This is a genomic window from Shewanella abyssi (genome assembly GCF_023284025.1).
Classification (GTDB): Bacteria; Pseudomonadota; Gammaproteobacteria; order Enterobacterales; family Shewanellaceae; genus Shewanella; species Shewanella abyssi.
In genome coordinates, this window is sequence record NZ_JAKIKR010000005.1 from 79,796 (window position 1) to 93,612 (window position 13,817).

Here is a 13,817-nt window from a genome sequence, read left to right on the forward strand (position 1 = left end):
TACCTACTCTTGGTGCGAGCTGCTTTATCTACGAGTTATACTCTGCGGGCTTCGCTGACGCCATCGACCTGTGACAACTTGGCAACGACCCGCGATAAACCATCTAAATTATATAGTTCAAGCTCTAACTCAATGGCTGCCGTTTGTGTTTTCACGTCCGATGTCGAACTCATTGACAGCACATTAGACTTTTCAGCGGCTAATACAGAAGTCAGATCTCTAAGCAGTCCAGAACGATCAATCGCTATCACTCGCAAACGAATTTTGTAACCACCTGAGTAATTCTCTCCCCAGACAACCTCTACCGAACGCTCAGGGTGAGCACGGATCAGCTCCTTGACTTGATCACAATCGGCGCGATGCACCGATATACCGCGGCCTTTAGTAATGAAACCGAAAATCTCATCACCGGGAACGGGTTGACAACATCTAGCGATGTGGCTCATAAGATTGCCTACGCCGTCAACCTCTACCTGTCCAGAGCCTTTTCTGGCGGGTTTGCTATGGCTCTTTTTAAGCAGATCTTCGAGCACCTCTTCATCAGACAGCTCGTTGGTACGCAGCTTACTCTGTACATGGTTGACCACCTGATTCAGGCGAACATCGCCACCGCCGATCCCCGCTAGGAGATCATCCATGCTGACCATGTTAAAGCGTTCAACCGCTGATTGAGCGTCTTTGACCTTTAAATTAGTGCGTGCAAGCTCATTTTCAAGCATCTCTCGGCCGGCAACAATATTTTTATCTCTGTCTTGCTGCTTAAACCAATGTTGGATCTTAGAGCGTGCTCGCGATGTTTTTATGTAGCCTAAGCTAGGATTAAGCCAATCTCTTTTCGGATTGGGGTTTTTAGAGGTGATAATTTCAATCCGCTGCCCAGTGTCAACTTGATAAGTAAACTGCACGATGCGGCCATCGACCTTAGCGCCAATACACTTATGGCCGACATGCGAATGAATATAGTAGGCAAAATCCAGCACCGTTGAACCCAGCGGCAGATCAACCACCTCACCACTTGGGGTAAAGACATAGACGCGGTCTTCAAATACTTGACTACGCACCTCTTCAACTAGGTTACCGCTTTCAGCAACATCTTCTTGCCACTGCAGAATCTTACGTAACCAATTAATCTTCTCTTCATAGCCGCTCTGTTTACCACTGCCACTGGCACTACCCTCTTTGTATTTCCAGTGGGCGGCAACACCGAGCTCAGCATCTTCATGCATCTGTTCGGTACGAATTTGGATCTCGACGGTTTTAGCCTCTGGCCCCACGACAATGGTGTGGATAGACTGATAACCATTTGGCTTGGGATTTGCGACGTAATCGTCAAATTCGCTAGGGATATGATGCCAAAGGGAATGCACTACACCCAATGCCCCGTAGCAATCTTGTAGTCTGTCGGTGACAATTCTAACCGCTCGAACATCAAACAGCTCATCAAACTTAAGCTGTTTGCCATTCATCTTCTTCCAGATACTGTAAATGTGTTTTGGACGGCCATAGACCTTGGCTCGGATCTCGTCCTTATCTAATCGCGCTTGCAGTTGGCTAACGAAGTCATCGATAAAGGTTTCTCTATCAATACGCTTACCATCAAGTTGCTTGGCGATATCTTTGTAGGTTTGCGGATGTAGGTAGCGAAAAGAGATATCTTCTAGCTCCCATTTTAACTGCCCAATACCAAGACGGTTGGCGAGCGGTGCATACACGTCGGCAATTTCTCTGGCAATGAGCACCTTAACTTCTTCATCGGCATTTTTAATTTCACGCAGTAAACAGATACGCTCAGCGAGTTTAATGACCACTGCCCGCACATCTTCCACCATCGCCAGCAACATCTTACGAATGTTGTCTATTTGCGGCTCAGCATTGCGGGTTTGGTTATCGATTTTCAACGCGCCAATGGCATTCATGGTTTCAACGCTAGACACTAGGATTTCAAGTTTTGGGCCAAAGCGCTGGTGAATATCTTCTTGAGTGATTAAGTCCGCATCAAAAACAACAAACAATATTGCCGCTTGCAGGGTTTCGATATCCATATTCAAGGGGGCAAGAATTTCAATCATCTCCCGTGCACGTTGCAGCACAGGAAGGTTGACCTCTTTATTCTGGCCAACTAATAACTCAACCTGAGTGATTAACTCCAAAAGAGTTTTGGCTTCGTTGGAATCACTAATATAACGTTTCACCCACTCTTCTAGTTGAAAGTGAGGGTCGTTAAAATGTGCTTCACGAACTGATACCATCGTCTATTATTCCTTTACATCCCGAGGTGGACTAAACCAAACACATCAATCCAAACCTATTAAAATTCAGACCCTCTATCTTCAGCATTCAGCGAATATTGTCAATGAACAAAAGCTGACAATCGTAACTAAAATTGTCTGTTAATCCCGTTCAAATAGTGCCATTGATTCTAAATGGTGGGTTTGTGGAAACATATCCACCATTGCTATCTTTTTAAGGCTATAACCTTGCTTCAATATCACTTCACTATCGCGGGCTAAACTTGCAGGGTTACAAGATACGTAAACTAACGCTTTAGGTTTAAGCTTCTTGAGCGATAACATGCTTTCATAAGCACCAGCTCTAGCAGGATCAATGAGCATTTTATCAACTTTGCCGAGCCATGGCTCTTGTGACAAATCAGCACTTAAATCAGCATGGAAAAAAGAGACTTTATCTAAACCGCTATGCTCTGCGTTCAGCGTTGCCTGAGTGACCATTGCCGGCACTCCTTCAACACCTATAACTTCAGCGCCTTTTTCAGCTAATGGCAAACTAAAATTGCCGATACCACAAAACAGATCAAGCACTCGCTCATTGGCTTGAGGGTTAAGCCAGTCTACCGCTTGCTTAACCATCGCTTGGTTAACCGCAGCATTAACCTGGATAAAGTTACCCGCTGAAAACTTAAGCTCAGCATTGCTGCCACTAAACCCATAAAACGGCTGCTCACCCTTACCGCTAAGATACTCAGTCTCGGCATCATCGTCTTGCAACACTAGGTTAAGGGCGTTGCTCTCACCGAAAGAGGCCAAACGCTGACGATCTTTATCCGATAAAGCTTTGGTGATCCGTAGAACGACAAAAATACCATTATCAGCTTGGGTCAACTCTACATGGCCTAACGCTTTTTTACCGCTGAGCTGATTGAGTAAATAAGCAAGGTTGGGGATTAATGCCGACAGCGGTTTGGCAAGAACAATACATGATTGGATCTCTACAACGTCACTGCTGCTACTTGCTCTAAACCCTAAACTAATATGCTTGGTATTTTTATCAAACCAAGTCGCTAAGCGGGCTCGCCTACGATAATGCCACGGCGAGTCGCTCAATGTATCACAGACTTCACCAGCCTCAGTTTGAGCAAATTTAGCCACCAATTCCTGCAATGCGTTAGCTTTATGTGTTCGTTGAGCAGCGATATCTAGATGCTGCAGATCACAACCACCACACTTATCATAATGCGGGCACGCGGGCTCGACACGCTGGTTTGATGGATTTTCAACGCTTAACAGCTTTGCTCTAGAAAATTTCTTCTTCTGCTCGGTTAACTGTACTTGCACGGTTTCGCCTGGCAGTGCGCCGTTGATAAACACTATCTTACCTTGATGATGAGCAATACCTGCACCGAGATGATCCAGCTTTGTCACTGTCAAAGATAACTTCGATGATAATTGTTTAGACCTATTTGGTTTTGCTTTAAAAAATTGTGCCATTTTACTCTCTAAATAGATAAAAAAACTGGCCAACACAGGCTGTTACTGGCAGTCTATCGAATACTCTCACTATATTTATCGGTAACGCAGTCGTCTCATGAATGAAGCCAACAATATGACCAAGTACAGCCTACGTTCATGGGTTCTGGTATTGGCGTTAGCTCCGACTATTTTAGTGGGTATTTTATTGGGCAGCTATTTTACCATAAATAGATTCTATGAACTTGAAGAAACACTCATAGAGCAAGCGAGTAATATCATCGAGCCTTTAGCGATTGCCGCTGAGGTAGGTTTAGACAGTAAAGATTTTGAAACAACCAAGCGCTTAATCACCGCCGCCCAGCTCAACAAAGCCTCTTTAGTGCAATTTATTGCTATTTTTGATATCGACAACCGCGTTATTGTTACCTCGCATCATTATAAAAATCATGAAGTCATGCGTTACGACAAACCTCTCAGCTCCATGCTAAGAACTGAACTGGAGCAAGTAGGTGACAGCATGATTTTGCGCAGCCCTATTTTTAAAAGCAACGCAATCAACCCGGTCGATAGCTTCGATGAAAATAGCAACCGAATCTCAATAGAGACAGTTAAGCTCGGCTATATATCAATATTGATCAATAAAGAAAATGCGCTGCTTGAGCAACATAGAGCCGCTGTAGCCGCGTTTATCATTGTTCTGATTGGGGTGCAACTGAACCTATTTTTTACATTCAGGCTGGTTAAAAACGTCACCCAACCTATTACCGAAATGGTACGTGTGGTCGCAAAAATTCGTGAAGGTAAACTAGACACCCGTTTAACGGGCAACCTCATTGGTGAGCTAGACCTGCTCAAACGCGGCATCAATGCTATGGCGGGCTCCTTGTCTGAATACCATGATGAGATGCAACAAAATATTGATCAAGCCACATCAGATTTAAGAGAAACACTAGAACAGATTGAGATCCAAAACGTTGAGCTAGACATAGCCAAAAAACGTGCGCTTGAGGCGAGTCGAATTAAATCTGAATTCTTAGCCAACATGTCCCATGAACTGCGTACCCCGCTCAATGGCGTGATTGGTTTTGCAAAGCAGTTATTAAAAACACCATTACACTCCAGTCAGCAAGACTATATTCGCACCATTGAGGGCAGTGCTACCAACCTGCTCAGTATCATTAATGATATTTTAGATTTCTCTAAGCTGGAAGCGGGTAAAATGGTGTTAGAGAATATGCCGTTTTCTTTACGTGAAGTCATCGAAGAAACCGTGACGATGTTGTCTAGCAGTGCACAAGAAAAAGAGATTGAGTTGGTGGTCGACGTTGACCCGCGTATTCCTGAGGATGTGACTGGCGATGCGATGCGTTTTAGCCAAATCCTGACCAATTTAGTCGGCAATGCGATTAAATTTACCGACAGTGGCAGTGTGCTGCTTAAGATGCAACTGGAAGAGATCGCCAACGGAAAAGTGCATGTCCGCAGTGAAATTATTGATACTGGCATCGGTATTGATGCCGAAAAACTGCTCTCTTTATTCCAAGCTTTCGGCCAAGCTGATTCATCCATTTCACGACGCTTTGGGGGGACTGGGCTTGGGCTGGTAATTACCAAGCGTTTGGTGAACCGCATGGGTGGCCAAATAGGGTGTAACTCTGAGCCACAGCAAGGCTCTACCTTCTGGTTTTCGCTACCGCTTAATCTAAGCCAATATCCCATCAGCGATACTTTACCCATAGGCACGCTTAAAAATAAAAGCATTTTACTCTTTGAACCAAACCCGTTATCACATCATGCCGTTGAACGTATGCTGCTGCGCTGGGGACTTAAAGTCACCAATGTTGCCAGCAGCAAACAACTCGAATTTATTGTAACTCAGTCAAATCACTTGTTTGATTATGGGCTCTTTAGTTGTAAAGGAATCGCTGCCGGGGGTAACGGTATTGACGTGCTTAAAGTCGCCAAGCCTAAGATCAACTACTTGATGTTGATAAGCAATAGCGTCGAAAGTGAAGAGCTCTTTTCACAAATGAGCCCCTATATCGACAAACAACTCACCATGCCGATTGGTGAGAGAAAACTCTCGAGTAGCTTAATAGATCCACAATCATCACTTGAAGCAAGAGCCTTACCAATGCTTTCAATGCGAGCAACTCCGGCGGTGAGAGAAAACTTAACCGTACTGGCGGTTGACGATAACCCAGCCAATTTAAAGCTTATCGACACATTACTAAAAGAGCTAGTGACCCAAGTGCTCATCGTCGATAATGGTGATGCTGCCGTCACCATTGCAAAACAACGCAGTTTTGATCTTATTTTTATGGATATTCAGATGCCTGGCACGGATGGTATTAGTGCGACTAGACAGATAAGACAAAACTCAGCCAATCGCAATACGCCCATTATCGCTGTCACCGCCCACGCTATCGCTGAAGAGCGAGAACGCATATCATCGAGTGGTATGGATGGCTACTTGCCCAAACCTATTGATGAAGCCGCGCTCAAGGATGTGATCCACAAATGGAAAAACAAGCCTAAGTTCACCCATTTTGATCAGCGCATCTTAAATTGGGAACTGTGCTTGACCCAGGCCAATAACAAGCCAGACTTAGCAATTGATATGCTAAAGATGTTATTAAAATCACTGCCTGAAACCTTGGAGCATATCAACAGCGCACTCACTAACTTTGATCAGCAAAGCATGCTTACCTGTATTCATAAACTACACGGTGCAAGTTGTTATTGCGGCGTCCCGACCACCCAACAACTTTGCCAAGAGATAGAGTCAGGGTTAAAGCGTGGTGTTGCCGTAGAAGATATAGAACCTGAAATCCTTGAGTTACTTGATGAGCTAACTAAGGTAGAATCAGCCGCTAATCAAGTGATCACCCAGCTATCAGTGGAAATAAAAGATGACAAATAAACCGGGCTTTTTTCAACGCTTAAAGGGGCTATCGCTAGCGCAAAAGAAACTTTTTGCTATCGCACTATGTCAGCGGATGCTGCCCAATTATCAGCTTTTTTCTGAAGTGTGTGAATTTGGCAACCCCAAGGTGCTCGATACACTGCTCAACCTGCTTTGGCAGTCTATGTATGACAATAAGCTCAAGCTCAATTTAGAGTTGCAAATGGAACGTATTGAAGTTAATACGCCAGAACCTGCTGATTTTGACGTCTACGGTGTTTACCCAGCAATGGACGCAGCGGTAGCCTTAACGTCTTTGCTAAGCGCATTAGAAAGCAAGGTTGAAGAAGACATCACTAACATCAGCAAACTCTCTTCTGCCACGGTAGCCAACTATATTGAAGCAACCTGTGAGCAAGAGTTTGATAATGAAACCGAATTAGATGATTACATCTTTAACCATGACGTTATGATTGAGGAGAAAGAGGTACAAGAATTACTTCTGCAAGCCATCGAAGAACATCCGCACCTTAAGGCAGATTTTGTCAAAGAGTTCCGCCGAGAAGTGGTTGCCGTCGGCATATCAAATATAGGTATCGGTCCGTTAGAGTAAAATGACAAAAGAGTCGCTCTGTTAACCGCTAAAGCGGCTCTAGCTTTTCATCACTATTATTCCCACCCTTTAACTGTCCATCGAGAACAACTGTTCCGCTTTCGACTGCATAAACTCAATAAACAGCTTTACCTTCAAAGGTTGGTGGCTGCGTTGATGGTACAAGATTGAAATCCGCCTTTTCTCGCCAATCCATTCAGGTAACAGCGTCGTCAACTGGCCATTCTTAAGTTGGTTTTTCACAAAAAGCGTTGGACCGTATAACACCCCTCCATTATCAACTGCTGCTTTCACAGCACCATTGAGCTCACTTAATGTCAGTTTGGCCGGCCCATCATAATAAAAACTCTCTCCTGATGGGTGCTTTAGTGTCCAGTTAAACAAAGGCCAGACTTTAATCAACGCGTGTTGTTCCAAATCGCTTGGGTGACACAAGCGAGGTGCTTTAGCCATATAGCTTGCAGAAGCAAACAAACCATAATTGAGTACGCCAAGAGAACTCGAAATCCAAGACGAATCAGGTTGAGTTCCACCGACAATGGCAACATCAACACCTTCATCAATAAGATCAATCACGTTATTATTTTGTACAATATGCAGCTGAATATCTGGGAACTTTTCACAAAACTCGTTAATGGCATGGATGAAAATCATCGAAATAATGGATACAGGAGCAGCTATTCTTAAGGTGCCTTCCGGCTTATCCACCGCTGCACCTCTGATACTGTCAAACTGAGAGACTATAGCCTGATACTGCTGAAACAGCGCTATCCCCTCTTCCGTTAAGCGAAGCTTACGGGTACTGCGCATTAATAACTGCTTATCTAGCTGTGTTTCCAGTTTAGTCAGTTTGCGGCTTACCGTTGCAATTGGCATCTCCAGCTCTTTAGCTGCTTGGGAAAAGCTACCCGCATTCACTAAATGAACAAATTGGTAGATCAGCTGTAGTTCCAAGCCAAAATTGCTATTCATCGATATAAATCCTGCCATAAAAATGGGATCGGCTACGACCTAAGGTCAATAGTATAGCAAAGCGCAACTATGGTAATGTTCTAGCTCAACATTATACGTCTTTTACCCGTCCTTAGAGAATGATATGCCTGCAGTCATAACGCCACTCCTTGCTGTATTCGGCATCATGTTGATAGGCGCTTTAGTTCAAAAGTCAAAGCTATTACCCGTTGAAACCGATCAAGTCCTAAACCAATTTGTTTACTATATTGCGTTTCCGGCCATTATGTTGATCACCTTAGCCCAAACCCCACTCAACGACATCTTGCACTGGGGGTATATTGCAGGCTTTAGTGGTGCCATGCTAATAAGCTATGTGATGACATTAATCATCTCACTTTGGGCAAATCCAGCACAAAATGCGCTAGCGTCTATGCGAGCGCTGAATGCCACTTTTGGCAATACTGCTTTCATCGGTATTCCCCTAATGGCGATGCTGTTTCCAGCGAATCAATCGGCATTGGCAGCGGCGGCTATCGCCAGTTTATTATCAGTGTTAATTTTTGCCATTGCGCTGGTGTCATTAGAGATGATAGGCAGAAGGCAACAAAGTTCTGCATTTAAAATTATTAGCCTCGCCCTACTACAAAATCCAATTGTGATTGGCAGTATGGTGGGGATTAGCCTGTCAGCGCTAACCATTACCTTACCAGACAGTATTGCACTCATCATCCGTCAACTTGGTATGACTTCAAGCCCTTGTGCTCTGTTTGCCATCGGTATGGTGCTGGCAAAGTCGGCTCAATACCAAACTTCAAGCCACATGATTAGCCTGAAGCAGTTGGCTGAGATCAGTGCCGTCAATACGGTTAAGTTGTTGCTTCAGCCACTAATAACCTACTTGCTCATGCTTAGCTTAAACGTCGATCCACAATGGATTGCCATGGGCGTAATACTCGCTGCACTTCCTACTGCCGCCAGCGTCTACCTACTGGCGCAGCGTTATCAAACTCAAGTGATCACCAGTGCTCAAGGAATACTACTTGGCACCCTGCTCAGCTTTATCAGCTTACCGTTTTTAGAAGCCTACCTCCTAGGCTAATCGATAGGGATTGATTTCAACTCTACAAACACAAACGTAAGACACTGATAAACTTATATAAAAAATAATTATTCACTATAAATACAAATTTTTCGTTGTATGTATCGTTTAATTTTCAAACTAAACATTTACTGTATATAAAAACAGTATATACTGTGTGTCAATACAGTACTTCAGATAGGACGTTACTATGCTTTGCCAACTCAGCATTAATAATTTTGCTATTGTACGTTTTTTAGAACTCGACTTTAAATCCGGCATGACCAGTATTACTGGTGAAACAGGCGCTGGTAAATCCATTGCTATTGATGCATTAGGGTTATGCCTAGGCAATCGCGCTGACGCTAATACCATTCGACCCGGTGCAACTAAAACTGAAGTGAGTGCAAGGTTTTCCCTATCTGATATTCCACTGGCAAAACGCTGGTTAGAAGACAATGATCTTGAACTCGATAATGAGTGTATTTTAAGGCGTACGATTAATAATGATGGTCGTTCACGCGCATACATCAATGGTAACCCCGTTCCGCTGGCCCAAGTAAAATGCCTAGGACAACTGCTCATTGGGATCCATGGCCAACATGCCCACCATGCAATGTTAAAAAGTGAACATCAACTTACTCTGCTTGATAGTTACGCCAACCATAAGATGTTACTCGATACGGTAGCCACTCGTTATCATCGATGTAAAATCGTGGAGAAACAGTTGCATGAACTAGAGCAGGCACAACATGAAAGGCTTGCACGTAAGCAACTGCTGAGCTATCAGGTTGAGGAGCTTGATGAGTTTTCCATTGCTAAAGGTGAGTTTGAAACCATTGAGGCTGAACATAAAAAACTTGCCAACAGCACTGCATTAATCGAGTTATGTCGCAGTCAGTTAACTATTTTACAAGATAACGATCAAGCTAGTGTTGAGTCATTGCTCAATACTTCAATCAGTCAGGGGCAAGATTTAGAAAGTTATGATCCAGAGCTTGGCAGTGTTGTCGCCATGCTCAATGATGCTCTCATTCAAGTACAAGAAAGTAGTAGTGAGCTTGAGCGATATTTAGAGGGCTTAGAGCTAGACCCTGAATACTTTGAACAACTAGAGCTACGGATCTCTACAGCACTGCAACTGGCGCGCAAGCATCATGTCAATGCTAACGAGCTGTATGATCACCATCAAAGCCTGTTGAATGAACTCAACGAGCTTGACTCTGATGAGGACAAACTTGATGAGATCCGCAATCAACTGCAAAAGAGTCAGCAAGCCTATTTGAACCATGCAAGAAAGTTAAGCCAAAGCCGTAGCCGATATGCAAAAGAGCTAGATAAAAAAGTCACTCAATCGATTCATGAACTGAGCATGCCGAAGGGGAAATTCAGTATCGCAGTCAACTTTAATCCAGCTATTATGAATGCTCATGGTTGTGATGCCATTGAGTTTCTGGTGACCACCAATCCTGGTCAACCCTTGCAACCTATTGCTAAAGTCGCCTCTGGCGGTGAGCTAAGTCGGATAGGCCTCGGCATACAGGTTATTACCGCCAAGAAAGTAGCCACACCCACACTTATCTTTGATGAAGTCGATGTGGGGATCTCAGGTCCAACCGCAGCAGTGGTAGGCCGAATGTTACGCAGCTTAGGGGAGTCAACCCAGGTAATTTGTGTGACGCATCTACCGCAAGTTGCCGGTAACGGCCATCAGCATATGTTTGTTAATAAGAGCAGTAAAGCGGGTAAAACTGAAACATCAATGGTAGCCTTAGATAAAGACCAGCGGGTTGAAGAGTTAGCTCGTTTACTGGGAGGCGACACGATTACCTGTAATACGATTGCCAATGCCAAAGAGTTGCTACTGAGTTAACAAGCGCTCCAGCTTCTGTCAAATAGTCATTAAAAAAGGAGCTAACGATAGCTCCTTTTCACTTTCTACAATCTGTATCTTACTAAACTGAAAATGTTAAAGCAGATAGTAGGCTGCGGCGTGTAAGCAAATCAATGAAAATATACCTGCAAGTACATCATCAATCATAATGCCAAAACCGCCATGCACTTTCGCATCGAGCCAACGGATTGGCCAAGGTTTCAAAATATCAAAAAAGCGAAACAACACAAAACCGGCGAGCAACCATTGCCAACCCGCAGGTGCAGCAATCATAGTGATAAGTAAACCAGCAATTTCATCCCAGACAATTGCACCGTGATCATGCACGCCCATATCTTTCGCTGCTTTATCACAGATATAAAAACCAACTAAGACGCTCAAAAGCGTCAAACCGATATACCAAGGTAAGCTCAGTGGCGCCATTAATAGGTAAAGCGGTATCGCCGCAAGAGTACCAAACGTGCCCGGAGCCTTGGCCGCTAAACCAGAACCAAACCCTAATGCCAAAAAGTGGATAGGGTTTTTGAGAGACAGCTTGGTCAGTGCTTTATCTTTTGAAAGTAAATTAATCACTAAAGTGCTCGAATCCAAGGTTAATCGGTTCAAATGGCTGTTTATCTAACAACAGCTTCAACTTACCACCCATGCAAATTTGGCCAATTTGAGTAAACTTAACCCCGGTTTCAGCCAGTGCGATCTCTAGTGCGCCTTTTTGCGCTTCAGAGACGGTAAAGAGTAGTTCATAATCCTCACCACCGGTTAGCGCATAGCTTAGCGCAGTCTCAGCTGAGACACTGGCTTTTAACTGATGGGATAAAGGTAACTTATCGACATTAAGCGTAGCGCCAATATTTGAGGCTTTCAATACATGTTGAATATCAGAGACTAACCCATCTGAAATATCAATAGCACTCGATGCTAGCGTACGCAGTGCCTGACCCGCTAATACTCTTGGAGTCGGTCTGTAATGACGATTAATAAGATAGCTTCTATCGTTCTCATTGCAGTTCGCTTTCCCACGCAGTAGATCTAGCCCTAAAGCTGAATCTCCTAATGTGCCGGTAACGTAGATCCAATCACCATTTCTTGCGCCGCTGCGGGTCAAACCAGAATGCTTGGGTACTTGGCCATTAATAGTGATGGTGATAGAACGTGGACCGCGAGTGGTATCACCACCAACGAGTGCGACGCCATAATATTCGGCAATTTCAAATAGTCCGGCACTGAAATCCGCCAGCCAATTTTCATCAACTTCAGGCAAGGTTAACGCCAATGTCATCCAAGCGGGCTCAGCCCCCATAGAGGCAAGATCAGATAAGTTAACGGCAAGGGATTTGTACCCTAGATCGTTTGCTGGAATATTAGGAAAAAAGTGCACATTTTCCACTAGGGTGTCACAAGATATAACGACGGACTTATTTTCGGCAGGTTCAACAATGGCACAATCATCACCAATGCCAAGCGCCACATCTTTTCGAGACTGGGCACGCCCAGTAAAAAAGCTTTCGATTAATTGAAATTCTTTCACAATACCAATCACAAATTAACAGTGGTTTGAAGAAAAAAGAGCGCCTAATAGCAAGAGAGTCTTGCCAATTATTTAAGTTACGTTCGGTATATGCAGCGATTAAATGCCAAGCAACAACCATACAAGTACGGTGCTCTTTTAGTCATACAAAAACGGCATCCGAAGATGCCGTTTTTACTATTTAGTTCTTGCTACTAGCTTATCCAGAATACCGTTAACGAACTTATGTCCATCTTCGGCACCGAATGTTTTGGCTAGCTCGATAGCTTCGTTAATCGCTACCTTGTAGGGTACATCCTTACGGAAAGTCAACTCATAAGTCGCTAAGCGAACAATCGCTTTTTCGACCGGATCAACTTCATCCAAAGGACGAGTCAAAAATGGAGTGATTAGCTCGTCCAATTGACTCTTCTTTGTTGCTACGCCAGCTAATAGCTCACGAAAGTAAGCTATATCGACACCATCAACATTTTGTTCAGTTAGAAACTCATGCTCTATATCAGCAATATTGTTGCCACTTAGCTGCCAAGAATATATGGCCTGAACCGCTAAACGACGTGCCTTTCGGCGCTCTGAAGGCTTCATTAAATTGTCCTAAATTACAGGTGTTCTTCAAGTGCTTGCAACACGTTAACCATCTCTAGCAGACCCAAAGCAGCTTCGCCACCTTTGTTACCTGCTTTTGTACCTGAACGCTCAATTGCTTGTTCAATAGTATCTGTGGTTAAAACGCCGAATGAAACAGGAGTATCAAATTCAAGTGCAACTTGAGCTAGACCTTTATTACATTCGCCTGCAACAAAATCAAAATGAGGTGTACCACCGCGGATAACCGCACCAAGTGAAATTATTCCGTCAAATTTTCCGCTTGCCGCAACGCGACGTGCAGCAAGTGGCAATTCAACCGCGCCAGGCACTTTAACTACAGTGATGTTTTCATCTGCAACTTGGCCAAAACGCTTAAGAGTGTCTACCGCACCATTAAGCAAACTATCTACAACAAAGCTGTTGAAACGTGAAACTACAATCGCAATCTTTGCGTTTTTCGATTCGATATTACCTTCAACTACGTTCATTTATCTTACCTAAATTAGCTTAATTACCCAGCATGGGGGCGGAAGAGGCGGTATGATACCAC

The 13,817-nt window shown here is 44.0% G+C and carries 11 protein-coding genes; 4 read left to right on the forward strand and 7 right to left on the reverse strand.

Annotation, left to right across the window (positions count from 1 at the left end):
- Positions 1 to 35: 35 nt before the first annotated feature.
- Together relA and rlmD are read right to left on the reverse strand one after the other, a co-directional pair.
- Complete coding sequence (relA, locus tag L2755_RS03950) at positions 36 to 2,249, reverse strand: GTP diphosphokinase (RefSeq protein WP_248979446.1); 2,214 nt, start codon at positions 2,247 to 2,249, stop codon at positions 36 to 38.
- 141 nt (positions 2,250 to 2,390) lie between these two features.
- Positions 2,391 to 3,725 carry a 23S rRNA (uracil(1939)-C(5))-methyltransferase RlmD gene (gene rlmD, locus L2755_RS03955; protein ID WP_248979447.1) on the reverse strand — a complete coding sequence of 445 codons (1,335 nt, stop codon included), beginning with the start codon at positions 3,723 to 3,725 and terminating at the stop codon, positions 2,391 to 2,393.
- Positions 3,726 to 3,822: 97 nt separating this feature from the next.
- Between rlmD and barA the strand changes: the two genes are divergently transcribed.
- A complete protein-coding gene (gene barA, locus L2755_RS03960) occupies positions 3,823 to 6,630 on the forward strand; it encodes a two-component sensor histidine kinase BarA (protein WP_248979448.1) in 2,808 nt (935 codons plus the stop codon).
- On the forward strand, positions 6,620 to 7,225 hold the full coding sequence (locus L2755_RS03965; RefSeq protein WP_248979449.1) for a YjaG family protein: 606 nt from the start codon (positions 6,620 to 6,622) through the stop codon (positions 7,223 to 7,225). The genes barA and L2755_RS03965 overlap by 11 nt, the downstream gene beginning before the upstream one ends.
- Before the next feature lie 69 nt (positions 7,226 to 7,294).
- Here L2755_RS03965 and L2755_RS03970 read toward each other — a convergent pair whose 3' ends face one another.
- Positions 7,295 to 8,197 (reverse strand): LysR family transcriptional regulator, encoded by a 903-nt coding sequence (locus tag L2755_RS03970; protein WP_248979450.1) that lies wholly within the window; start codon positions 8,195 to 8,197, stop codon positions 7,295 to 7,297.
- A gap of 124 nt (positions 8,198 to 8,321) precedes the next feature.
- On the opposite strand from L2755_RS03970, the gene L2755_RS03975 reads away from it, so the two are divergent.
- A complete protein-coding gene (locus tag L2755_RS03975; protein ID WP_248979451.1) occupies positions 8,322 to 9,278 on the forward strand; it encodes an AEC family transporter in 957 nt (318 codons plus the stop codon).
- A gap of 190 nt (positions 9,279 to 9,468) precedes the next feature.
- Complete coding sequence (gene recN / locus L2755_RS03980) at positions 9,469 to 11,130, forward strand: DNA repair protein RecN (RefSeq protein ID WP_248979452.1); 1,662 nt, start codon at positions 9,469 to 9,471, stop codon at positions 11,128 to 11,130.
- Positions 11,131 to 11,226: 96 nt separating this feature from the next.
- Here recN and L2755_RS03985 read toward each other — a convergent pair whose 3' ends face one another.
- The 4 genes from L2755_RS03985 to ribH form a co-directional block, all read right to left on the reverse strand.
- A complete protein-coding gene (locus tag L2755_RS03985; RefSeq protein WP_248979487.1) occupies positions 11,227 to 11,721 on the reverse strand; it encodes a phosphatidylglycerophosphatase A family protein in 495 nt (164 codons plus the stop codon).
- The gene (gene thiL / locus L2755_RS03990) at positions 11,717 to 12,679 is read right to left on the reverse strand and encodes a thiamine-phosphate kinase (protein WP_248979453.1); all 963 of its coding nucleotides are present in this window, start codon (positions 12,677 to 12,679) and stop codon (positions 11,717 to 11,719) included. The genes L2755_RS03985 and thiL overlap by 5 nt, the downstream gene beginning before the upstream one ends.
- A 177-nt stretch (positions 12,680 to 12,856) precedes the next feature.
- Positions 12,857 to 13,264, reverse strand: coding sequence for a transcription antitermination factor NusB (nusB, locus tag L2755_RS03995; protein ID WP_248979454.1), 408 nt, complete (start codon positions 13,262 to 13,264; stop codon positions 12,857 to 12,859).
- A gap of 14 nt (positions 13,265 to 13,278) precedes the next feature.
- A complete protein-coding gene (gene ribH / locus L2755_RS04000) occupies positions 13,279 to 13,755 on the reverse strand; it encodes a 6,7-dimethyl-8-ribityllumazine synthase (protein ID WP_248979455.1) in 477 nt (158 codons plus the stop codon).
- Positions 13,756 to 13,817 lie beyond the last annotated feature (62 nt).